Origin of the sequence: Agrobacterium tumefaciens, from assembly GCF_013318015.2 — a bacterium.
Classification (GTDB): Bacteria; Pseudomonadota; Alphaproteobacteria; order Rhizobiales; family Rhizobiaceae; genus Agrobacterium; species Agrobacterium tumefaciens.
Genome location: NZ_CP115841.1, coordinates 388,716 through 411,499, shown reverse-complemented (window position 1 = coordinate 411,499; position 22,784 = coordinate 388,716). Strand labels below are relative to the sequence as shown.

Annotated in this window: 24 protein-coding genes; 15 read left to right on the top strand and 9 right to left on the bottom strand. The window is 60.5% G+C overall.

Going from position 1 to position 22,784, the window contains the following annotated elements; all coding sequences use genetic code 11:
• Nucleotides 1-26 precede the first annotated feature (26 nt).
• Nucleotides 27-620, top strand: coding sequence for a histidine phosphatase family protein (locus tag G6L97_RS01970; RefSeq protein WP_003511761.1), 594 nt, complete (start codon nt 27-29; stop codon nt 618-620).
• 197 nt (nt 621-817) lie between these two features.
• Here G6L97_RS01970 and G6L97_RS01965 read toward each other — a convergent pair whose 3' ends face one another.
• Complete coding sequence (locus tag G6L97_RS01965) at nt 818-1,078, bottom strand: DUF1344 domain-containing protein (protein WP_003511760.1); 261 nt, start codon at nt 1,076-1,078, stop codon at nt 818-820.
• 453 nt (nt 1,079-1,531) lie between these two features.
• Between G6L97_RS01965 and aroC the strand changes: the two genes are divergently transcribed.
• Together aroC and ribB are read left to right on the top strand one after the other, a co-directional pair.
• Entirely contained in the window at nt 1,532-2,629 is a 1,098-nt protein-coding gene (gene aroC / locus G6L97_RS01960; protein WP_003511758.1) for a chorismate synthase, read from the top strand.
• Between the two features lie 12 nt (nt 2,630-2,641).
• Nucleotides 2,642-3,742 (top strand): 3,4-dihydroxy-2-butanone-4-phosphate synthase, encoded by a 1,101-nt coding sequence (ribB, locus tag G6L97_RS01955; protein WP_003511757.1) that lies wholly within the window; start codon nt 2,642-2,644, stop codon nt 3,740-3,742.
• A 168-nt stretch (nt 3,743-3,910) separates the two neighbouring features.
• Here the strand turns inward: ribB and G6L97_RS01950 are convergent, their stop codons facing one another.
• Complete coding sequence (locus G6L97_RS01950; protein ID WP_174002658.1) at nt 3,911-5,104, bottom strand: winged helix-turn-helix domain-containing protein; 1,194 nt, start codon at nt 5,102-5,104, stop codon at nt 3,911-3,913.
• Nucleotides 5,105-5,219: 115 nt separating this feature from the next.
• Between G6L97_RS01950 and G6L97_RS01945 the strand changes: the two genes are divergently transcribed.
• The 7 genes from G6L97_RS01945 to dxs all read left to right on the top strand — a co-directional run bounded on the left by G6L97_RS01945 (nt 5,220) and on the right by dxs (nt 11,360).
• Nucleotides 5,220-5,900: an energy-coupling factor ABC transporter ATP-binding protein gene (locus G6L97_RS01945; protein ID WP_065661299.1), complete on the top strand. Its 681-nt coding sequence runs from the start codon at nt 5,220-5,222 to the stop codon at nt 5,898-5,900.
• Nucleotides 5,897-6,502, top strand: coding sequence for an energy-coupling factor transporter transmembrane component T family protein (locus G6L97_RS01940; protein WP_065661300.1), 606 nt, complete (start codon nt 5,897-5,899; stop codon nt 6,500-6,502). Before G6L97_RS01945 ends, G6L97_RS01940 begins: the two co-directional genes overlap by 4 nt.
• A 31-nt stretch (nt 6,503-6,533) precedes the next feature.
• Nucleotides 6,534-7,097 (top strand): biotin transporter BioY, encoded by a 564-nt coding sequence (locus tag G6L97_RS01935; RefSeq protein WP_035197936.1) that lies wholly within the window; start codon nt 6,534-6,536, stop codon nt 7,095-7,097.
• A gap of 26 nt (nt 7,098-7,123) precedes the next feature.
• Complete coding sequence (locus tag G6L97_RS01930; protein ID WP_111783281.1) at nt 7,124-8,059, top strand: histone deacetylase family protein; 936 nt, start codon at nt 7,124-7,126, stop codon at nt 8,057-8,059.
• Nucleotides 8,060-8,061: 2 nt separating this feature from the next.
• The gene (locus G6L97_RS01925; RefSeq protein WP_003503059.1) at nt 8,062-8,316 is read left to right on the top strand and encodes an exodeoxyribonuclease VII small subunit; all 255 of its coding nucleotides are present in this window, start codon (nt 8,062-8,064) and stop codon (nt 8,314-8,316) included.
• Nucleotides 8,317-8,418: 102 nt separating this feature from the next.
• On the top strand, nt 8,419-9,342 hold the full coding sequence (locus G6L97_RS01920) for a pirin family protein (protein ID WP_111783282.1): 924 nt from the start codon (nt 8,419-8,421) through the stop codon (nt 9,340-9,342).
• 98 nt (nt 9,343-9,440) lie between these two features.
• A complete protein-coding gene (gene dxs, locus G6L97_RS01915) occupies nt 9,441-11,360 on the top strand; it encodes a 1-deoxy-D-xylulose-5-phosphate synthase (protein ID WP_003511745.1) in 1,920 nt (639 codons plus the stop codon).
• Between the two features lie 43 nt (nt 11,361-11,403).
• Here the strand turns inward: dxs and G6L97_RS01910 are convergent, their stop codons facing one another.
• The gene (locus G6L97_RS01910; RefSeq protein WP_111783283.1) at nt 11,404-11,766 is read right to left on the bottom strand and encodes a nuclear transport factor 2 family protein; all 363 of its coding nucleotides are present in this window, start codon (nt 11,764-11,766) and stop codon (nt 11,404-11,406) included.
• Between the two features lie 107 nt (nt 11,767-11,873).
• Here G6L97_RS01910 and G6L97_RS01905 point away from each other — a divergent pair, with 107 nt between their 5' ends.
• Both G6L97_RS01905 and G6L97_RS01900 read left to right on the top strand, forming a co-directional pair.
• Nucleotides 11,874-12,668: a helix-turn-helix domain-containing protein gene (locus G6L97_RS01905; RefSeq protein ID WP_111783284.1), complete on the top strand. Its 795-nt coding sequence runs from the start codon at nt 11,874-11,876 to the stop codon at nt 12,666-12,668.
• A 6-nt stretch (nt 12,669-12,674) separates the two neighbouring features.
• Entirely contained in the window at nt 12,675-12,983 is a 309-nt protein-coding gene (locus tag G6L97_RS01900) for a putative quinol monooxygenase (RefSeq protein WP_111783285.1), read from the top strand.
• 54 nt (nt 12,984-13,037) lie between these two features.
• Here G6L97_RS01900 and G6L97_RS01895 read toward each other — a convergent pair whose 3' ends face one another.
• Together G6L97_RS01895 and G6L97_RS01890 are read right to left on the bottom strand one after the other, a co-directional pair.
• A complete protein-coding gene (locus tag G6L97_RS01895; protein WP_003511736.1) occupies nt 13,038-13,421 on the bottom strand; it encodes an ACT domain-containing protein in 384 nt (127 codons plus the stop codon).
• 126 nt (nt 13,422-13,547) lie between these two features.
• A complete protein-coding gene (locus G6L97_RS01890) occupies nt 13,548-15,569 on the bottom strand; it encodes a methyl-accepting chemotaxis protein (protein ID WP_111783286.1) in 2,022 nt (673 codons plus the stop codon).
• A gap of 276 nt (nt 15,570-15,845) precedes the next feature.
• Between G6L97_RS01890 and G6L97_RS01885 the strand changes: the two genes are divergently transcribed.
• Nucleotides 15,846-16,598, top strand: a complete 753-nt coding sequence (locus tag G6L97_RS01885) for a TlyA family RNA methyltransferase (protein ID WP_038490049.1) — start codon at nt 15,846-15,848, stop codon at nt 16,596-16,598.
• Nucleotides 16,595-17,845 carry a class I SAM-dependent RNA methyltransferase gene (locus G6L97_RS01880; protein WP_111783287.1) on the top strand — a complete coding sequence of 417 codons (1,251 nt, stop codon included), beginning with the start codon at nt 16,595-16,597 and terminating at the stop codon, nt 17,843-17,845. The genes G6L97_RS01885 and G6L97_RS01880 overlap by 4 nt, the downstream gene beginning before the upstream one ends.
• Here G6L97_RS01880 and G6L97_RS01875 read toward each other — a convergent pair whose 3' ends face one another.
• The 3 genes from G6L97_RS01875 to G6L97_RS01865 form a co-directional block, all read right to left on the bottom strand.
• Nucleotides 17,846-18,160, bottom strand: coding sequence for a hypothetical protein (locus tag G6L97_RS01875; RefSeq protein ID WP_111788323.1), 315 nt, complete (start codon nt 18,158-18,160; stop codon nt 17,846-17,848). It lies immediately after the preceding gene.
• 90 nt (nt 18,161-18,250) lie between these two features.
• A complete protein-coding gene (locus G6L97_RS01870) occupies nt 18,251-19,009 on the bottom strand; it encodes a crotonase/enoyl-CoA hydratase family protein (RefSeq protein WP_019564207.1) in 759 nt (252 codons plus the stop codon).
• Nucleotides 19,010-19,019: 10 nt separating this feature from the next.
• The gene (locus tag G6L97_RS01865; RefSeq protein ID WP_111783289.1) at nt 19,020-20,804 is read right to left on the bottom strand and encodes an acyl-CoA dehydrogenase; all 1,785 of its coding nucleotides are present in this window, start codon (nt 20,802-20,804) and stop codon (nt 19,020-19,022) included.
• Nucleotides 20,805-21,026: 222 nt separating this feature from the next.
• Between G6L97_RS01865 and G6L97_RS01860 the strand changes: the two genes are divergently transcribed.
• Complete coding sequence (locus G6L97_RS01860; RefSeq protein ID WP_111783290.1) at nt 21,027-22,022, top strand: transporter; 996 nt, start codon at nt 21,027-21,029, stop codon at nt 22,020-22,022.
• 103 nt (nt 22,023-22,125) lie between these two features.
• Here the strand turns inward: G6L97_RS01860 and G6L97_RS01855 are convergent, their stop codons facing one another.
• Nucleotides 22,126-22,650, bottom strand: a complete 525-nt coding sequence (locus G6L97_RS01855) for a BA14K family protein (RefSeq protein ID WP_003511720.1) — start codon at nt 22,648-22,650, stop codon at nt 22,126-22,128.
• Between the last annotated feature and the right edge of the window lie 134 nt (nt 22,651-22,784).

Genomic DNA, 22,784 nt, shown 5'->3' with positions numbered 1-22,784 from the left:
CCGAACTTTGAAACAGGGGTATCGCCTTGCTCGTCTATGTGATCCGGCACGGACAAACGGACTGGAATGCGATACGCCGGCTTCAGGGCCAGAAAGACATTCCGCTCAATGATTTCGGCCGCGCGCAAGCGGTCGGCAACGGCAAGGTTCTGGCGCAAATTCTCGGCGACTCCGCGCGTGATTTCGATTACGTGGCAAGCCCGCTCGGGCGCACGCGCGAGACCATGGAGCTGATGCGCGGGGCGATGGGGCTCGATCCCCACGCATACCGCACCGATGACCGCCTCGTCGAAGTTTCCTTCGGCGACTGGGAAGGCCAGACCCTGCCGGAACTGAAAAAAGAATTTCCTGACCGGGTGAAAGCGCGCAAGGCCAACAAGTGGGACTTCATTCCCCCAGGTCAGCATGCCGAAAGCTATGAAATCCTGTCCTGGCGTATTGGCGCATGGCTTTCCTCAGTCGAGGTGCCGACGGTATGTGTCTGCCACGGCGGCGTAATCCGCTCGATCTTCCGCCTGGTTTCCGGCATGGACAAGGATGAAGCCTCTACGACGCAGATCCCGCAGGACCGGATTTTGAAGGTCGAGATCGACAGGAACAGTGCTGAGTGGATTTCGTGAGGGTACCGATCCTGCTCCCTCATTCCGACCTCGAGCCGGAACCCGGCCAACCCAAATCTTTGGGCTGAAAAAAATCCCGCCACGCAGACGCTCGTCGGCTGGATGTCGGATCAAGTCCGACATAATGGAAATTCTGGAGCTTCCCGACCGGGATTAGAGAGGTCCGCCTCGACAACAGGCAGAGCCGAAACCTCAGTTTACTGCACGACCTCGAGATCATCGACCACGCGTTTTCCGTCCACTTCCGTGTAGAAAACAACGACCTTCACGCCTGCCTTCAGGCCTTCGAAATTGAACTCTTCCGGCACACGGTAATTCTTGCCGTCGTTCAAGGTAATGGTCAGCGCATTCACGTCGATCTTGCTGATCGTCCCCTCGACATCGACGCTCTGGGCGTAGCTGTTGATAGGCATAAGCAAGTTGGCGGTGGCCAGAAGGGCGGCAATCATCATACGCATCGATCTAGCTTTCGTGAATTTGCGTGAAAACCTTACATGCATGAAGAATTGCCTTTCGAATGTGGCGGAAATTGCCCGCAACCATGACATTTTCGGCCCAATTGATGAACGGATTTTGGATCACGTTCAAGTCGTTAGTGATTTTTACACCGCATTTCCCGGCAATATTGGAAAACCGCGAAACAGCGTGGAAAACACCAGCACCCTTACACTTTTGTCACCTGGAAAACCCTGCGCCGTTTCCGCCGAATCATTCATCCGGCCAGTCGTCAGCCATCGTCACGCCTGTCGTTTTCCGGACTGCTCGGCGTCGTGAACGGTGCGTCACCGTCTTATCGGACTTGCGATGAAAGAAAGGCTTTTGCCTTGGTCCGATTTTCTACTATGACAAATCCGCTTGTTTTAAACGGCCCCTGTCCGCAGGCGCGCCCTCGTTTTCCGGTCTAGAGAAATATGTCGCATAACAGCTTCGGTCATCTTTTTCGCGTTACCACCTGGGGCGAAAGCCATGGGCCCGCTTTGGGCTGCGTGGTGGACGGCTGCCCGCCCGGTATTCGCTTCACGCTTGCCGAGGTGCAGCACTGGATGGACAAGCGCAAGCCCGGCCAAAGCCGCTTCGTCACCCAGCGCCGTGAAGATGACATTGTCAAAGTCCTGTCCGGCGTGATGCTGGATGAGGACGGCGAGACGATGATAACCACCGGCACGCCGATCTCCATGCTGATCGAAAATACCGACCAGCGTTCCAAGGATTACGGCGAGATTGCCCGCAGCTTCCGCCCTGGCCATGCCGACTTCACCTATGACCTGAAATACGGCATTCGCGATTATCGCGGCGGCGGACGCTCTTCCGCCCGCGAGACGGCGGCGCGTGTTGCCGCAGGCGCAATCGCCCGCAAGGTGGTACCGAGCCTCAACGTGCGTGGTGCGCTGGTGCAGATCGGCAAACACAAGATCAACCGTGACAATTGGGATTGGGACCAGGTCGATCAGAACCCGTTCTTCTGCCCCGATCCGGCGATGGTGCCGGTGTGGGAAGAATATCTTGACGGCATCCGCAAGGCGGGATCGTCGATCGGCGCGGTCGTCGAAGTCGTGGCGGAAGGTGTTCCGGCCGGCATCGGCGCGCCGATCTACGCCAAGCTCGATCAGGATATTGCCTCCAGCCTGATGTCGATCAACGCCGTCAAGGGCGTGGAGATTGGCGAGGGATTTGCCTCGGCTGAGCTTTCCGGCGAGGAGAATGCCGACGAGATGCGCATGGGCAATGACGGCAAACCGATTTTCCTGTCGAACCATGCCGGCGGCATTCTGGGGGGCATCGCGACTGGCGAGCCCGTCATCGCTCGCTTCGCCATCAAGCCCACCTCCTCCATTCTGACGGAGCGCCAGTCCATCGACACCGACGGCCGCAATGTGGATGTGCGCACCAAGGGCCGCCACGACCCCTGCGTCGGCATCCGCGCCGTGCCGATCGGCGAGGCGATGGTGGCCTGCACCGTTGCCGACCATTATTTGAGAGATCGTGGCCAGACCGGCCGGTTGAAGTGAGGTAAATCCGAAATGGCCTATGATCAGAAACGTGTCGTCGACGCTATCCGCGCTTTCGAAGCTGGCGAGATCGTTGTCGTGACCGACGACGACGACCGTGAAAACGAAGGCGATCTGATTATTTCGGCGGTTCATTGCACGCCGGAAAAAATGGCGCTGATCGTGCGCCACACATCCGGCATCGTTTGCGCGCCCATGCCGCGTGACGAGGCAAAGAGGCTGAACCTCAACGCCATGGTGGCGGAAAACGACAGCGCCCACACCACCGCCTTCACCGTCAGCGTCGACTTCAAGCATGGCACGACGACCGGTATTTCCGCGGATGACCGCACCTTGACGGTGCGCAATCTCGCCAACCCGAATGTCGGCGCGTCGGATTTCACCCGGCCAGGCCACATTTTCCCGCTGATTTCCCGCGAAGGCGGCGTGCTGATGCGTTCCGGCCATACCGAAGCGGCCGTCGATCTCTGCCGACTCGCCGGCCTGCCGCCCATCGGCGTCATCAGCGAGCTGGTCAATGACGATGGCACGGTGATGCGCGGTCCGCAGGTTCTGGATTTCGCCGAAAAACACGGCATGAAGCATGTTTCGGTCGCCGATCTGATCGCCTATCGCCAGCGCAAGGAAACGCTGGTGGAGATGGAATCCTCCTTCACCATCCAAACCCCGTTCGGACCGGCCAAGGCGCATACCTATTCCCTGCCATGGGACCGGATGCAGCATATGGCGGTGATTTTCGGCGATATCCGCGATGGCGTCGATATTCCCGTCCGCCTGCACCCTGAAAACGTTGCTGACGACGTGTTCGGCGACCGCCAGCCGGTGCAGCACTATATGCAGAAGATCGCCGAAGAAGGCCGCGGCGTCATCGTCTATCTGCGCGAAGGTTCTGTCGGCGTCGGCCAGGTGGACGGACGGCGCAAGGCGCGTGATCCCGACGAAGCGCACGCACAGGCCCGCTCCCGCGAAAATGAGTGGCTGGAAATCGGCCTCGGCGCGCAGATTCTCAAAGACCTCGGCATCAGCTCGATCAAGCTGATGACGACCCGCGAGCGCCACTATGTCGGGCTGGAAGGCTTCGGGATCAAGATTTCGGCAACGGATATCGGGTGATTTAGGGACGTCGCGAGGGCGCTTCGATTTGGCGTCCTCTCCGCCCGTCCGGCATCATCCTCGGTCTTGTGCCGAGGATCTGCAGACGCATCCTATACATTTTCCGTTGCAGATGCTCGGGACAGGCCCGAGCATGACGGAAGAGGCAGTCGCCGGCTCAAGGCGCAATTACACTTCCCGCCACCCCTCCAGATAATTCACACACTCCACCCCCGTAAACTTCGCAAGTCGCGACAATTCCGCGTCTAGTTTCTCGAGCCTTCCCGCTGAGGCGCGCACGTCCGGTTCCAGCCACAGGCGGCGCACATCCAGCGTGCTGCGCTTGCGGTCTGCCTTCATGTCGATACGGCCGATCAGCCGGTCGCCTTCCAGAAGCGGGAAGACGTAATAGCCATATTGCCGTTTCGGCTCGGGTACGAAGACCTCGATACGGTAATAGAAGCCAAACAGCCGCTCCGTGCGGTTGCGGTCGCGCAACAGCGGATCGAAGGGGCTCAGCACACGGACGCGGGACGACGGCTCCGGCAGGTTGGCGACATCGGCGCTGAAATCCGCAAAAGCATAGGACGGACGGGCAGCACCGCCATCGCTCGCGAGAAGCGAGACCTCGCACAGTTCGTCACGGTGGCTCTTGACCCAGTCCCTCGCCTCCTGCGGGGTAACGAGATCAAAAAAGGCGGCGATTTCGCCATGGGTGGCAAAACCCAGCCGGGTGAGCGCCTGCCGGCAGGCCCAGTCGACGAATTGCGTATGCTCCACTTCGCTTTCGTGGTGCTCGCCGGGAATGACCCGCTCCGCCAGATCATAGACCTTCTGGAAATTCACGCGGCCGGATATGGCAAGCTTACCGGTGTGCCACAGATATTCGAGTGCGGTCTTGGAAGGATGCCAGTTCCACCAGCCGCCGGACTGATGCCCCTCCTCCTTCAACTCACGCGCCAGAACAGGACCCGAGGCGGCGATGCGCTCCAGTGTCTCGGCGAAAGCCGCATCGAACCCCTCACCATGCCATTTGCGCCAGCGCTCCTGAATGATCGGCTCGCGGCGGCGGAAGCGGTGCTTCCAATAGGGGTAAAATTCGGTCGGCACGATGGAGGCATCATGCGTCCAGTGCTCGAACAGCGCGCGGTCCTTTTCCAGCAGTGCTGTCAGATGTTCGCGCCTGTAGGTCTGGTTTCGGGAGAATATTATCTGATGATGGGCGCGCTCCACCGTGCCGATACTGTCCACCTGCACGAAACCGATATCGGTAATGAGCTGCAGCAGGCCATCCTTGGAAAGCGCCTTTCCGGGCGGAGAGCAAAGCCCCTGCCGCGCCAGAAAAATCCGCTTTGCCGCTTCGTTTGAAACCTTGATCGTCATGAAGCAGAAGGTATGACGGCTTTTTCAGGATTGCAATGTTCTTTTTTTGTTCTTTGTTTCACTTCTGTTGATGACACGATATAGAACCGGAAAGCGATAGAGGGATGCATCAATCTTGGAAATCCGTTTCGACACCGCAGGCGTCGCCTTCGAGGGCAGGCAGGCTTTACAGCCCGTGTCCCTGACATTGACTGAACGGCGTATCGGCGTCATCGGCCTCAACGGCTCGGGCAAGACCACCTTTGCGCGGCTTATCAATGGTCTGACAAAGCCGACGGGCGGCAAGGTGTCGGTGAACGGTCTCGACACCGTCAAAGATGCGAGAGCGGTATTGCAGGCAGTCGGTTTCATCTTCCAGAATCCGCAGAACCAGATCATCCTGCCGATCATACGCGACGATGTCGCCTTCGGCCTCAAGCGACTCGGTATCGGCAAGACGGAGACAGAAACGCGGGTCAAGGCTGTGCTTGCCCGGCTCGGTATCGCTCATCTGGAAGAACGGCGCGCGCACGAGCTTTCCGGCGGCGAATTGCAGCTGGCGGCGCTGGCCGCCCTGCTGGTCACTGAACCGCAAATCCTCATTCTCGATGAACCGACCAATCAGCTCGACCTCAAAAACCGCGCGATCGTTGAGAAGACAATGGCTGCGCTGTCGCAGGCGCTTGTCGTCATCACCCACGATCTGCCGCTGCTTTCCGGCTTCGATCGCGTACTGGTTTTTCACGAAGGCGAGCTTGTTGCAGACGCCAACCCCGAAGAGGCGGTGGCACGTTATCTGGAGGTTGCGTCGCGATGAAGTCCCTTCATGTCGAAGGCACGGGCTGGCTCTACCGCGTCTCTCCACGCCTCAAGCTCGTGACGCTGATGGTTTTCAGCATTGCGCTGTTTCTCACCCGCGATCTGCTTTTGCTGGGATGCGCCGTCGTTGTCGCCGCCGCCATTCTGCGCGAAACGCGGCTGCAATTCCGCGAGATCGGCCTGCGGCTACGCCCGGTGATACTGACCATTCTCCTCGTTGCCGCCTTCAGCTATCTGCTGCTTCCGGTACACGATGCGAGTGTCAATCTTCTGCGGCTGACTGCACTGGCGCTTCTCGCCACCGCCGTCACCATCACCGTCAGCATTTCGCAATTCATGGACGAAATCGCGCTTGCCGCCGCCCCGCTGGAAAGGCTGGGGCTGGTCAAGGCGGCCGATATCGGGCTCGCGGTCGGGCTCGTCGTGCGGTTCGTGCCGGAGATCGTCAATCGTTACCATGCGGTGCGCGATGCGCACCGCGCGCGCGGCCTCCCCGTTCGGCTGGCCACGATCATCGTGCCGCTCGTCATTATGACGTTGAAGGATGCGGATGCCATTGCCGACGCCATTGACGCGCGCGGTTTCAGAGGCCAAAGCTGACGGCAAAACAACCATCCGGAGTTCCCGAGCCATGACGACCCGCGACCTTGTGCTGATCTCGCTGTTTTCCGCCATCATCATCGCACTCGGACTTTTGCCGCCGATCACGCTTGGTTTCATTCCGGTGCCCATCACCGCGCAGTCGCTTGGCGTCATGCTGGCCGGTGTCGTGCTGGGGGCGAAACGCGGCACGCTCGCGGTTCTTCTGACCATCCTCATCGCCGCCATCGGCCTGCCAGTCCTCTCAGGCGGACGCGGCGGCCTTTCCATCTTCACCACGCCGACCACGGGCTTCCTGATCGGCTGGATTGCTGCCGCTTTCGTCACCGGCACGCTCTCGGAAAAACTCGTCAATCGCGGCCAGTCGGCTCTGACGCAGGGTATCGGTTTCTTCATCGCCAGCCTCGCCGGCGGCGTGGTCGTGCTTTATGCCTTCGGCATCTCCTATCTGGCGCTGGTGGTCGGGCTCGGGTTTGAAAAGGCGTTCATGGGTTCGCTCGCCTTCATTCCCGGCGATGCGTTGAAGGCCGTGCTTGCCGCCCTTGCCGGCCGCGCTGTGATGGTCGGTTATCCGCTTTTGCCGCAGCGCGCTTGATCAGCTTATTTCGGGAGGATTAGAGAATGGCGACCCGTCTTTACGAACATCCGATCTTCCTTGAACACATCACGCCGGAAGGCCATCCCGAGCGGCCGGATCGGCTGCGATCTCTGAACATTGCGCTCGAACATCCGAATTTCGAGCGGCTGGTCCGCAAGCAAGCGCCGCAGGCCAACGAGGATGCCGTGCTTCTGGCGCATCCGGAGGAGCATCTGCTGTCCGTCATGCGCCAGATTCCCGAGGAAGATGGCGAGATCAACCGCGTCGAGGCCGACACCTATGTCTCGCCGAAAAGCCTGCAGGCGGCGCTGACCGGCATAGGCGCTGCGATGGTGGCGGTAGATGACGTGTTTACGGGTGCCGCCGACAACGTCTTCGTTGCGTCCCGCCCGCCCGGCCACCATGCGGAAACCGCAAAGGCCATGGGGTTCTGTCTCTTCAACAATGCAGCAATCGCCGCCCGTCACGCCCAGAAGGTGCAAGGCGCAGAGCGCGTCGCCATCATCGACTGGGACGTGCATCACGGCAACGGTACGCAGGATATCTTCTGGAACGACACGTCAGTGCTGTTCTGTTCCACCCACCAGATGCCGCTTTACCCGTGGAGCGGCGATAAAAACGAAACTGGCGTGAAGAACAATGTCGTCAACGCGCCACTTTCCCCCAATACCGGCAGCGAGTATTTTCGCGAGGCGTTCAAATCCCGCGTCCTGCCGGCGATTGCCGATTTTTCGCCCGATCTCATCATCATCTCCGCCGGTTTCGACGCGCATCACCGCGATCCGCTGGCGCAGATCAATCTGGTGGGCGAGGATTTCGACTGGGCGACGGGGCGGCTGCTGGAAATGGCGGACAAATACGCCTCGAACCGGGTCGTCAGCCTGCTTGAAGGCGGTTATGATCTGGAAGGGCTGGCGGAATCGGCGGCCATGCATATTTTGAGAATGATGAAGGGTTGAAAATGACGGAAAATGCCAACACAGCCGATGTCAGCGGTTATTCCTTCGAAAAGGCCGTCGCCGAGCTGGAAAGCATTGTTGCACGCCTGGAGCGCGGAGACGTGGCGCTGGACGAGTCGATCGCCATCTACGAGCGCGGCGAAGCCCTGAAAAAACATTGCGAGACGCTGTTGAACGCCGCCGAAAAGCGTATCGAGAAAATCCGTCTCGACCGCGCCGGAAAACCGCAGGGCGTGGAGCCGCTGGACGGCGAATAAACACGTCCTGTTGAACGGGGGCGACACAGCGTTCAACATTACGGCGCTCCCACGTCGTATCGTTCGTGGTAAGCTTGCGTGTAACGATACGAGGAGCTTCGGATGTCCTTCTTTCCCGGCAACGATCCTGTCGCGGGCGATGCTTTCGCCTGCGACGCCATCGAAAACCTCATCATTCCGCGCACCAGCGATATTGGCGGCTTCGCCGTGCGGCGTGCGCTGCCGACGCGGCAGCGGCGGCTGGTCGGCCCATTCATCTTTTTCGACCGCATGGGTCCGGCCATCCTGAAGGCGGGCGAGGCGCTGGATGTCAAGCCGCATCCGCATATCGGGCTTTCCACCGTTACCTATCTGTTTGACGGCGAAATCAAGCATCGCGACAGCCTCGGCACCGAACTGGTCATCCGGCCCGGCGACATCAACCTGATGACGGCGGGGCGCGGAATCGTGCATTCAGAGCGCACGCCGGAAAACCTGCGCGGCCATCCGCTTTCCATGTCCGGCCTGCAGACCTGGCTTGCCCTCCCCGATCGTATGGAGGAAATCGCTCCGGCTTTTTCCCATACCGCCCGGGAAGACATGCCTCTGATCGATATCAAGGGCGCATCCGGCCGGGTCGTTATCGGTGATTTCGAAGGCCTCACTTCCCCCGTTTCGGCTTTTACCGACACGCTTTACGTTGACCTGACGCTGGAACCGGATGTGAAATTCCCGTTCTCTGCCGACCATGAGGAACGGGCGATCTACATTCTTTCCGGCTCTCTGGATGTCGCAGGTGACGTTTTTGCCGCCGACCAGTTGCTCGTCTTCCGGCCCGGCGACGACATCACATTGCAGAGCGGCAGCGGCGGCTGTCACATCATGATCTTCGGCGGTGCGGCACTCAACCAGCGCCGTTACATCTGGTGGAACTTCGTTTCGTCATCAAAAGAACGCATAGAGCAGGCCAAACAGGAGTGGAGAACCGGACGCTTCGATATCGTTCCCGGCGACGAAGAAGAGTTTGTCCCTTTGCCGGAGGGTTGAAATTCTATAGAAGTGAACGACATGCAGGGCTCAACTGCCGGCTTTCCATATGAAAGACGCACTGGTGCCCACCGCTGACACGAGAAAAGGCCGAACGATTGACCGGAATGCCACAGACCCCATTGCTTGACCGGGTGAATTTTCCATCCGATCTCAAGGAGATCGACGATCGCGACCTGCCGGAACTGGCAAGGGAGTTGCGCGACGAGATGATCGACGCGGTGTCGAGCACCGGCGGGCATCTGGGTGCCGGTCTGGGCGTGGTGGAGCTGACGATTGCCATCCACAAGGTGTTCAACACGCCGGAAGACCGGTTGATCTTCGATGTCGGCCACCAATGTTATCCGCACAAGATCCTGACCGGCCGTCGCGAGCGCATCCGCACGCTGCGCCAGGAAGGCGGGCTTTCCGGTTTCACGCGTCGGGCCGAGAGCGAATATGACGATTTCGGCGCCGGCCATTCCTCCACCTCCATTTCCGCCGGTCTCGGCATGGCGGTGGCTGCGGGGCTGGATCAGAGCGACCGCAAGGTTATCGCCGTCATCGGTGATGGCTCCATGTCTGCGGGCATGGCGTTTGAGGCGCTCAACAATGCCGGTGCGCTCGACGCGCGGCTGATCGTCATCCTCAACGACAACGACATGTCGATTGCGCCGCCGACGGGCGCGATGAGCGCTTATCTCGCGCGGCTGGCGTCCGGCCGCACCTATATGGGCTTTCGCGATTTCGGCAAGAAACTCACCGCCTATCTCGGCAAGACCATCGACCGCGCCATTACCCGCGCCGTGACCCATGCGCGCGGTTACGTAACCGGCGGCACGCTGTTCGAGGAGCTTGGCTTCTATCACATCGGCCCGATCGACGGTCATTCCTTCGATCACCTGCTGCCTGTACTGCGCAATGTGCGCGACAACCAGAAAGGCCCTGTTCTCATCCATGTGGTGACGCAGAAGGGCAAGGGTTATGCGCCGGCAGAAGCGGCAGCGGACAAGTATCACGGCGTCAACAAGTTCGATGTCATTACCGGCGCACAGGCGAAAGCCAAGCCGAATGCGCCGAGCTATACCAGCGTGTTTGCCGAAGCGCTTATCCAGGAAGCGACACTCGACGACAAGATCATCGGCGTCACCGCCGCCATGCCTAATGGTACCGGGCTGGACAAGATGGCCGAGCTTTTCCCGGCCCGCACCTTCGATGTCGGCATTGCCGAGCAGCACGCCGTCACCTTCGCGGCGGGGCTTGCGGCTGACGGTTACAAGCCGTTCTGCGCGCTTTATTCCACCTTCCTGCAACGCGGTTACGACCAGCTGGTGCATGATGTGGCGATCCAGAGCTTGCCCGTGCGCTTCCCCATCGACCGCGCCGGTTTCGTCGGCGCAGACGGACCGACCCATGCCGGCTCTTTCGACACCACATTCCTTGCCACCCTGCCCGGCATGGTGGTTATGGCGGCGTCCGACGAGGCCGAGCTGAAACATATGGTTCGCACAGCCGCAGCCTATGATGAAGGCCCGATTTCCTTCCGTTATCCGCGCGGCGAAGGCGTGGGCGTTGAGATGCCCGCACGCGGTGAGATTTTGCAGATCGGCAAGGGCCGCATCATCAAGGAAGGCACCAAGGTTGCACTCCTTTCCTTCGGCACACGCCTTGCGGAGTGCCTGGCGGCGGCCGAGGACCTCGATGCGGCCGGACTTTCGACCACGGTTGCCGATGCGCGCTTCGCCAAGCCGCTCGACCTCGACCTCATCCGCCAGCTTGCGGCTCATCATGAGGTTCTGGTGACGATCGAGGAAGGCTCTGTCGGCGGTTTCGGTGCACATGTGCTGCATTTCATGGCAAGCGCAGGCTTGCTCGACCACGGCCCGAAGGTTCGGACCCTGACCCTGCCTGACCATTGGGTGGAGCAGGCCAAGCCGGAGACCATGTATGCCAATGCCGGCCTCGACCGCGCCGGCATCGTTTCCACCGTGTTCAATGCGCTCGGCCAGCGTCAGGCCGGCGTCGGTTTCGCCGGCTGACAGCATTACCGGGACAGAAGGCGGGGGACGACCCGCCTCTGCCTCAGGATGCGGCGCCATCGAGAAAACCGACGACATTTTCAATCCGCCCCTCGGCATTCAGGCTGACGACATCGGTTCCGCCGGCGACATCTTCTCCGTCAGGCGAAATGAGACGCCATGAAAAACGGGTGAAGTTGCCGTGGCCATCCGGGGTGCCTGTGAGCACAAAGCGATATCCCGGAAATTTCTGCCGCGCCGCCTCGATCATCGCGGCAATCCCCTGCTGCCCCTCACCCTGCATCAAAGGATCTGTATAGCACGCCATTTCAGCCCAGCCTTGGCTGACGAGGCGCTGGCGGCGTTCATCGTTCTCCTCGTTCCAGACAGCGAGGTAGGTTTCGGCGACTTTGAGATGTTGCGTCATGATTGCGCTCCTTTTGGTTGACGGCCTGAGCATGCCGGGGGCTGTGACGCAGAACAATTACCTGCGAGGTAATCGCATTGCCGATATCTTCTGCTAGGCTGCGGGGCATGACACATCATCAAGAACATGTCGGCCAGGTGCTTAAGGAATGGCGGGCGCGCCGCAGATTGAGCCAGCTCGATCTGGCGTCCGATGCCGAGATATCGGCGCGCCATCTGAGTTTTGTGGAAAGCGGGCGATCTTCGCCCAGCCGTGAAATGCTGGCGAGGCTGGCAGAGCAGCTTTCCATGCCAGCCCGCGCCGCCAACCGGCTGATGCTGGCGGCAGGCTATGCGCCGATCCATTCCGAACGATCACTGGATGCGCCTGATATGACGGCCGTTCGTAAGGCCGTCGAAACCGTGGTGCAGGGCCACATGCCCTTCCCGGCACTTGCCGTCGACCGCCACTGGAATCTGGTTCTTGCCAATGATGCGATCAAATCGCTTCTCGCCGGCATATCCGAAGACCTGCTTCACCCGCCCCTCAATGTATTGCGGCTGAGCCTGCATCCTGATGGCTTGAGTACACGCATCGTCAATCTTGCCGAATGGCGGCATCACCTGCTGGATCGCCTACGCCGCCAAGTCGAAGATACCGGAGACGAGACGCTTTCCCGGCTGCATGCGGAACTTTCCGCCTATCCCGCGCCTGCAGCTCCACGGCATTCCGCCGGGGCCGATCCGCTGGCGATACCGCTTGAACTACGCGATCCGTTGTCCGGGGGCGTGCTGCGCTTCATTTCGACCACCACGGTTTTCGGAACCGCCACTGATGTGACGTTGTCCGAGCTGGTGCTGGAATGTTTCTACCCGGCCGACGCCAAGACCCGCGCCGCCTTGATGAACGGTACAAAGGAGTAACTATCCATGCACACCACCTATCTCATCGGCTTCAAGGTCCGTGCCGATCAGCGCGAACGTTTTCTAGGATTGCTGAATGATCTGCTCGACGCCATGCGACACGAGAACACCTTTGTGAACGCAACCCTGCATCGGGACGGCGAAAACGAAAACCACTTCCTGCTGCATGAGACCTGGAGCGACCATCAGGATGTCCTAGACGTTCAGATCCATCGTCCCTATCGGCAGGCGTGGCACGATGCCCTGCCCGAGCTTCTAGATGCCCCGCGCGACATTTCCGTCTGGCACCCCATGCGGGCCGATCACGCCGCGTGAGACTATCATCGTCCCACCAACGCATAGTGCATCAGTGTCGCTGCGAAATGGATATTAGATGAGCGAATGTCCTGCATTTTTCAGCAGAACGAAAGCTTTTTCCAGATCGTTCGATTTCACAAGCAGGTGGTCGCCATCGAAAGTCGAAACCACGAATATACCGATCTCATTGGTCGAGAGCGGCTCGATAACGGACAAGACGATGCCCGTTTCATCGAAGGCAAATGGCCCCTGTAGCTTTAGACAGGACCAACCCGTATCAGATCTGACATGCCCAGGTATACGATCTTCCCGGCAGACGATGGAAAGCTCATCATCGGTCCGGGTGATACTGACGAAGCCACCGCCATCGGCCCAGGCCGGAATGGCTTCAGATGCCTCAAGTCGGGCCACCCCATATGCACCATCCAGAACTTTCAACTTGATCCTAGGTGCCATCTCGAAATCACCTTTGTTGGGAAACTGCGACAGAACGCGTGGTTGAGTGCTCGCGCCGTAAATCTAGCAACAAAAAGGGGGCTTCACAGCCCCCTGATTCACGCTTGATGATCGTGACCGTCAGGCTCAGAACTCCGTCCAGTCCTGATCCTTGGCAGCCGGCGCTTCCGCTTTGCCGCCAAAGGCGCGGGCGAGGCTTTGGCCAAGGGCGCGGGCGGGTGAAGCGACCGGCCTTGCGGTTGTGGAGGCAGGCTTCACTGCGGCTTTTCTGACTGGTGCTGCGGGTGCGGACTGGTAGACAGGCTTCACCGAGGACTGGCGAGGAGCAGAATATCCGCCGGCGCCGGCAACGGCACCTCGAACGCCGCCCACCTTGAACTGGCCGAGCAGGCTATTGAGCGCTTCCGCTTCACGGGCGAGCGAATGGCTGGCAGCGGTCTGCTGCTCAACCATTGCGGCATTCTGCTGCGTGCCCTGATCCATGGTGTTCACGGCCGTGTTGATTTCTTGCAGACCAGTCGCCTGTTCGCGGGCAGCGACGACGATGGCGCTGACATGGGTGTTGATCTCCTCGACTTCCGCCACGATGAGTTCGAGCGCCTTGCCGGTCTCGTCGACGAGGTTGACGCCGTTTTCCACCTGCTGGCTGGAAGCGCCGATCAGCGTCTTGATTTCCTTTGCGGCATTGGCGGAACGCTGGGCGAGTTCACGCACTTCCTGCGCGACGACGGCAAACCCCTTGCCCGCATCACCCGCACGGGCGGCTTCGACGCCTGCGTTCAGCGCAAGCAGGTTGGTCTGGAAAGCGATATCGTCGATGACGCCGATGATATTGCCGATTTCGCCTGATGATTTTTCGATCTCGCGCATGGCGGCAACCGCCTTGCGGACCACAACGCCGGATTTTTCCGCTCCGCTGCGGGCGCGCTGAACCAGATTGCCAGCGTCCTCAGCACCCCTTGCGCTGTCACGCACCGTGGTGGTGACTTCTTCCAGTGCTGCGGCGGTTTCCTCTATGGAAGCGGCCTGCTGTTCGGTGCGGCGAGACAGGTCGTCGGCAGCAGAGAGCATTTCCGAAGCCCCGGCATTGATTGCAGCGGCATTCTCGCCAACTGCGCGCATGGCCTGCTGCAGCTTTTCGACAGCGCTGTTGAAGTCGATACGGATGGGGTCGATGTAGGAGGCGAACGGCGTTTCGATACGGTAGGCGAGATCGCCTTCCGCCAGAGCCGCAAGACCCTTGCCAAGCTCGTCACGCGCAAGGGCGTTGGCGGCTTCGTCCTGGGCCTTCTCTTCTTCGTTGCGGCGGCGCTCGGTCTCGGTTGCGGAGCGCATGCGCTCGGTTTCGCTGGCAAGGCGGGATTTTTCCAGCCCGGCTTCCTTGAAGACGAGAACGGCCTTCGCCATTTTGCCGACTTCATCCTTGCGGTCGAGAGCCGGAACTTCCGTGGTCATGTCACCATCGGCAAGCCTGCTCATAGCCGCCGTCATACCGACGATCGGCGTGACGATGGAGCGCGACAGCGCCCAGATGAGGGCCACGGCCAGGAGACCGGCAACCGCGCCGCCACCCAGAAGTGCGAGCTTGAGGTTGAGTGCGGCAGCGTCCTGCTGTGCGGCGTAGCTTGCCGACAAGCCGTTCAGCTGGTCCTTGATCTTGGCGGCGGAGGCGCGGAAACCGTCGAGCTGACCCTTGGCCTGATTGCGACCGATCTCGATGATTTCGGAAATCGGTGCTTCGGTCGTCTTGCGGGCGGCAAGCTGCGGTTCCGCCAGTTCCTTGAAGAACACGGTGGCGGATGCCTGCATGTCATCGATGGATTTCAGAATGTCCGGCTGGCCGGCGGCAAGCGCACGGGCTTCACCAAGCTTCTTCAGCATCAGATCGCGCTGGGCGAAAACATCGTTGTAGGTGCTGTCGCTGCGAAACAGCAGAAAGCCGCGCTGGTTGACGGCCTGTTCCAGCATTGCGGCCGTCGCACCGTCAACCGCATGCAGGATGTTGTTGGCCTTGTTGTTCTGGACCGTGACGTGCTCGCTCCCCAGCGTCTGCCAGAAGACCACCGCCGAGGCGAGCAGGCAAACGCCCATCAAGACGCAGAAGGTGACAATGAGCTTAATGTTGATGGGGAAATTTTTTAGCGACATCGCAAACTCTCTCGGCGACCTGATGCCACGGAGCAAGCGTCTGCGCTGCAACGGTCGCAATTTTGGAAATGGGAGGAGATGCCGTCATGGCAGGTTCCGACTGGCCGCACGGGCCTTGCAGACAAAGTGCAATACAAGCCTTTATATTGGATTAATCGCATATGCTGTTAAAGACCACGAAACGACCCTGCGCTGCGGCAAATGGTGCCGTTGCGAAGCCTTGCGCGCGATAAATCGCTTGCATCTGCGGGGTTTGGCGGTCATTGACACGGGACCATGTCCAAAACACCTGAAAATGAACGGCTTGACCAGCTTCTTGTTTCGCTCGGCCACTTTGCCAGCCGCTCGCGTGCGCGCGATGCGATTGCGCGCGGCACCGTGAGCGTCAACGGGAAAACGGCCACGAAGCCCAGCCAAACCGTTGCCGGAAACGTCAAGATCGCCATTACCGATCCGGCGCAGGCCTACGTTTCCCGCGCCGCCCTCAAGCTTACCGCCGCGCTCGATCACTTCGGGCTCGATCCGAAGGGCCATGAATGCCTCGACGTCGGCGCCTCCACCGGCGGCTTCACCGAGGTATTGCTTCATCGCGGCGCAAAACACGTCACCTCCATCGATGTCGGCCACGGGCAGATGCATCCACGGATCGAGAACGATCCGCGCGTGACCAATCTGGAAGGGCTGAATGCGCGCTTCCTGACAACCGACGACATTGATGACCGGTCCGTGGACTTCATCGTCTCCGACGTGTCCTTCATCTCCATAAAGCTCGCCCTTGCCCCGGCACTCGCACTTGCCGCCTCCGGCGCGCACGCGGTTCTGCTGGTCAAGCCGCAATTCGAGGCAGGCCGTGATGCCATCAGCAAGGCCGGGCTGTTGAAAGAGCCGGAAACGGCGCCTGCCGTTGCTGCCGAACTGGAACGCTGGCTCGTTGAAGACATGGGCTGGAAGAGCCTCGGTCTCATCCCCTCGCCGATTTCCGGCGGCGATGGCAATATCGAATTTCTTCTCGGAGGCGAAAAGCCATGAGCACGCAGACCGTCAGCATCAAGAGCCTTGGCGCCCAGGGCGACGGCATTGCGCACTGTCCCGACGGCCCGGTCTATGTGCCCTTCGCCCTGCCCGGCGAAACGGTGGCCATCGCCAAGGTCAAGGATACCGGCACCATCATCTCGATTGCGGAAGCCTCCGCGGATCGCCGCGAACCCGTGTGCCGCCACTTCGGCCCCGAGGGCGTTAACGGCACCTGCGGCGGCTGTTCGCTGCAGCATTTTGCCGACCAGCCCTACCACGCCTTCAAGCGGGAGCTGGTGGTTTCGGCGCTGAGATCGAAAGGCCTGACGCCGCCAGTAGACGATCTCGTCATCTGTCGCCCCGGCGAGCGCCGCCGCGCGGTGTTTGCCGCCCGCAAGACGGAAAAGGGCCTGCTGCTCGGCTTCAGCCAGGCAAACAGCCATCACATCGTCGCCATCGAGGAATGTCCCGTCACCTCGCCCGGTATCGTCGCGCGGCTGGACGCCGTGCGCGCAATCGGCCTTTCCCTTGCGTCGAATGCCGAACCGTTCCGCATGACCGTTCTTGAAACGCTTTCGGGCCTCGACATTTCCGTCGAAGGCATCAAATCCGTCGGCGACAAACAGCGGCGCACATTGACGGAAACGGTGCTGGCAATGCGTGGCATCGCCCGTGTCGCGCTATCAGGCGAAATCCTGATCGAACCGCAAAAGCCGATCATCGAATTCGGCGGCATTCCGGTTTCCCCACCGGCCGGCGGTTTCACGCAGGCAACCAAACAGGCCGAAGACGCCATGGCGGAACTGGTGCTTGCCCATGTTGGCAAATCCAAACGCATCGCCGATCTCTTCTGCGGTTCCGGCACGTTTGCGCTGCGGCTTGCGCGCGTCGGCCGCGTGCATGCGGTTGAGGCAGAGGACAAGCCGCTGAAAGCGCTCGATTTCGCCGCGCGCAACACGCAGGGCCTGAAACCCGTCAGCATCGAAAAGCGTGATCTTTTCCGCCGGCCGTTGATGACGAGCGAAATGAAGAATTACGATGCCGTTGTGTTCGATCCGCCGCGCGCCGGTGCGGAAGTCCAGTGCAAGGAACTTGCGCGCAGCGCGGTGAAGAAAATCGTAGCCGTCAGCTGCAATCCGCTGACGCTTGCGCGCGACCTCGCCATTCTGGTGGAGGGCGGCTATCGCGTCACGCGCGTCACGCCGGTCGACCAGTTCTTGTGGTCGCCGCATGTGGAAGCGGTGGCGACGCTGGAGAAATAATCACCAGGCGGTGTCAACAGTGCCGTTGCCGACCACGCCCGAGCAACGGCAGGCGCCGCCAACGCGGCCCTGCTCGATGGGGCAGACATAGGGCCGACGACGATTGGCGCTGTCCGGTGGAGTGATGACGCAAACGAAACGCGCGCGGCGCTGGCGATCGCGGGAATTGCCGGAGTAATAATTCGGGCTGTCCTCTTGCGTGGACTGCGCCAAAATGACGTTATTGCTCGAACCCGGCAAAGGCACGGTCGCCGCCGCCTCTGCGACAGTCGCAGCGGAGAGGAGGACGGTCAGGGCGAAAACAAAAAGACGCATGGCGGGTGGCCTTCGAAGGATGACGTTGCGTTATCTAACCCAAGCCATATTACCCGGTTCCTTAACCGCAAGGAATTCCTGCCGGAACGCTTAACGCCGCATGAATGCCTCGAAAGCGGCCCGCGCCTCGGCACTCTGCAATTGCGCGGTGAAATGGCGGGCTTCCTCATCGATGCGGGCCAGCACATCTGCCGGATTGCCGCGCACGAGATCGCGGGCAATCTTCAGCGCCTGCTGCGGCTTGGCGGCAAGCCGCGTGGCAAGCGCCAGCGTTTCGCTTTCGACATGTTCCGGCGCCACGACTTTCCAGATCATTCCGGCCTGCAAGGCCTGTTCGGCGGTAAAACCTTCGCCCATGGCCAGCAGGGCAAAGGCGCGCTGATGGCCGATGAGCTTTGGCGCAAGCAGGCTGGACGCAGCTTCCGGCACCAGCGCCAGATCCACAAACGGCGTCTTGAACAGGCTGCGGTTGGAGGCAACGGTCAGATCGCAATGCAGGTTCAGCGTCGTGCCGATGCCGATGGCCAACCCATCGACGCCCGAAACCAGCGGCTTTTCGAAGGTTGCCAGCGCCTTCAGAAGATCGAGCACCGCGAGCTTGCCCTTTGCACCAGACATGGCGAAGGCAAGAAAATCGGCCATGTCATTGCCGGCGGAAAAGCAGCCTTCCGTACCCAGAAACGCGACGACACGGATATCCGGGTCTGCATTGGCGGCCTTCAGAGCCTCTGCCATGCGCAGATACATTGCATCGGTGATGGCATTTTTCTTTTCCGGCCGGTTGAAGCGGATGGTCATAACGTCAGGCGCATGACTGACCCGCTCGACTAAAATATGGTCGTCCGACATGGTTTTCTCCTTAACCCAGTACGGCGCGGGCGGCGGCAAGGCTTGCTGCACCGGCAATGACGCGATCCCTCAGCGCTGCCGTTTCCGCCAGCAGGTTTTCCGCCGCAAACCGGCAGAGCGATGCGCGATGCGCTCCCCTGCCGTCATCCACCTGGGCCAGGGCGCCCTTGGCAAGATAGGCTCCGGTGAGCGCCAGCCCGAAGAGGCGCTGATAGGGCGTGGCACCGGCGAGCGCGGTTTCGGTTTCGCCCGCTTTCAGGCGTTCCAGCAACCAGTCGGTCGCCGTTTCTAGATCGGTGAGACTCGTTTCGAGATAACGGGCAGTCTCGCCGAGATCACTGCGGTTCGAGGCAGCAGTTCGGGCGACGATTTCACGCAATTCTGCGATGAAACCGCGCACCTGTGCGCCATCGGAAAGCGGCAGCTTGCGCACCACCAGGTCGATCGCCTGAATGCCGTTGGTGCCTTCGTAGATCGGCGCGATGCGGGCATCGCGCAGGTAACGCGCCGCACCGGTTTCCTCGATGAAACCCATGCCGCCATGCACCTGAATGCCCATGGAAGCGACATCGACACCGGCATCGGTAGAGAAGGACTTGGCGATTGGCGTTAAAAGAGCTGCGCGCTCCTGCCAGTGAGCGCGTTCAGCCACGTCCTCGGCGGCATGCGCCATATCGATGGCGTGGGCGCAGTTGAAGGAGATGGCGCGCGCACCTTGCGTCAGCGCTTTCATCGTCAACAGCGTACGGGCGATATCGGGATGCTCGATGATCGGGCTCATGCCCGAACCCTGCCAGCCGGGCGCCTTGCCCTGCGTGCGTTCCCTGGCGTATTCGATTGCCTTCTGTGTCGCCGCCTCGCAGATCGCCACGCCCTGCATGCCAACGGCAAGGCGGGCGTTGTTCATCATGGTGAACATGCAGGCGAGACCCTTGCTCTCCTCGCCGATCAGCCAGCCCAAGGCACCCTTCTCTTCGCCAAACTTTCCGTCCCCGAAGATCATCGTGCAGGTGGGCGAACCGTGAATGCCGAGCTTGTGCTCCAGCGAATGGCAGAAGACGTCGTTGCGGCTGCCCGGCGTGCCGTCGTCTTCGGGCAGGAATTTCGGCACGAGGAACAGCGAAATTCCGCGCGTGCCGGCCGGCGCATCCGGCAGGCGGGCGAGAACGAGGTGGATGATATTGTCCGCGGCGTCATGTTCGCCCCAGGTGATGAAAATCTTCTGCCCGAAAATGCGGTAGGTGCCGTCACCATTACGCTCGGCACGGGTTTTCAGCACGCCAAGGTCCGATCCCGCATGCGGTTCGGTGAGGTTCATCGTGCCGGTCCATTCGCCGGAGACGAGTTTGGGAAGATAGATGCGCTTCAGGTCGTTGCTACCGTGGGCAACGAGAGCTTCCACCGCGCCCATGGTGAGCGTCGGCGCAAGCGCGAAAGCCATGGAACCGGAATTCCACATTTCGAGTGCGGCGACGTTCAGCATATGCGGCAGGTTCTGGCCGCCGAATTCTTCCGGTGCGGTGAGGCTGTTCCAGCCGGCCTCAGCCCAGCGCCGGTAAAGATCGGCCCAGCCGTCCGGCGTTGAGACCTTGCCGTCGCTCAGCCGCGCGCCCTGTCGGTCGCCTATATCGGCAAGCGGCGCGACCTGCTCGGTGGCGAAACGGCCGGCCTCCTGTAATATGGCATCGACCACATCTTCACCGAGGTCTCCCAGAGCACCCCTGGACAACGCGTCTTGCAGACCCGCCACATGTTTGAGTGTAAAGGCGATATCATCCACCGGCGCGGTATACATGCTGCCTCCTCCCGAAGCTCTTGCCTATCGTGCTGTTGCTTTCGGGCTAAATGATTTTTACGTAAACGTCAATTTGAAAATTCCCGCCTTTTAAGCGGGATTGTTATAAAACTGTCATATGAATTTGCTCAGCATGCGCTGACAGGTGCCGTGCCACCGCTGCCGTTTCCGTCTTGGGGCGACGGACGCCTCCCTCCCATTCCGCCGGTCAGGACTGCCACGATGGATCTCATAACGCCCGCTATCCCCGGCCTTGTCTGGGCCTATCAATTCCACCCTGGAACGGCGCCATGCCGGCGGCTTGCGCCCGATGCGGGCTTTGGCGAGATGGCGCAATGCGAGGGCTTCTTCTGGCTGCACCTCAATCTCGCGGATCAGCGGGTGGCTGGCTTTCTCGAAACGATCGATGGTCTCGATCCGGCAGCGCTGGCAAGCCTCACCACCCATGAAACCCATCCGTCCATCACGGTGGATGAAAAGTCACTTTATGGGACGCTGGTCGATTTCCAGCGCGAGTTCGATCAGGAAACGCGTGATTTCGGTTGGCTGCATTTCGCGGTCAGCGACCGTTTCATCATTACCACCCGTCTGCAACCGTTGCGCTCAGTGGACCGGCTGAAAGCGGCAGTCGACAAGAATTCCAACCGCTACCTCACGCCGGCCCATGTCTTCGAAGGCCTCGTCGCGGAATTCCAGCGTTCGCTGATCAGCCTGGTGATGGAAACGACCGAAGAGCTGAACGCCATCGAGGACCTGGTCTATGACAGCGAAAACCGCGACGAGCGGCGGCGGCTTGCGCCGCTCAGACGCACGGTCGTTCGCCTCCACCGGCATCTGCGCACGGTGCTCACCCTGATGCGGCGGGCGTCTGCCACCGATGAGGACGAGATGCCTGACGGTTTCGAGGATGTCGCCTCGCGGCTGATGGGCCGCCTCGAGGCCGTCGATCACGATGTCTACGCCCTTCAGGAACGCGCAAGGCTGCTGCACGAGGAAATCGATTCCAAGCTCTCGTCCGAAACTAACCGGCATCTCTATATCCTGTCGCTGATGACGGCATTCCTGCTGCCGCCATCGCTGGTCACCGGCTTCTTCGGCATGAACACGGATGAGTTGCCATTTACGGTCGGCACCGGCGGCACGATGGCGGCCAGCATCTTCATCGTGATTTCGGTTATGCTTGCCTGGTTCGTGCTGAAGCGGGCGCGCATTCTGTGAAAACAAAAAGCCGCCCGTATCCGGGCGGCTCGTAATAACTATCAGGCTGGTCAATCGCTACTCCGTCTTGCCGGATGAAGGCCGGAGTGACGGAGTAATGCTATCAGCTGTAAGGCGAATAGCAGGGCTGGCGTGGGCCATTGTAGGGCTGGAACGTGTTGCTATAGGCATCGTAGGACCGATACCGGCCATAGCACCAGTTCACATGCGCCTGGCTCATGCCGGCACGACGGACCGGACGATATTCGCGGTAGACCGGACGCGGGCGATATTCCGGAACCGGACGGTAGACTTCGCGCGGCTGCGACAGTGCGCCGCCGATGATCGCGCCCGTCGCAAAGGCTGCGAGCGGGAACCAGTAACCGTCGTGGTGACGATAACCCGGGCGGTAGTCGCGATAACCGCGATGGCCGCCGTACCAGCCGCGGCGTTCGCCGCCCCAGCCGCCACGATTGTCGCGATCGCGCCAGTATTGCACATTGACGACATTCTTGCCGGCATCGTTACCCAGGGTCTCGACACTCTTCGGCGCCATCAGCAATGGCATTGCCTCAGCGGGAACAATCGCTCCTGCAACCACGATTGCAGAAAGACCGACAGCCAGGATATTCTTCACATAGCTTCTCATCTGACTTCCTCCATTCACGACGGTCGACAGGCCGTTGCACGTGAATAATAACACCTTTTTCTTTTTATCCAGCCAGTTTGTCGGTGCTGGCTGGAACATCACAGGTTGCAGGCTAGGCGCTTTCGCCTGAACCC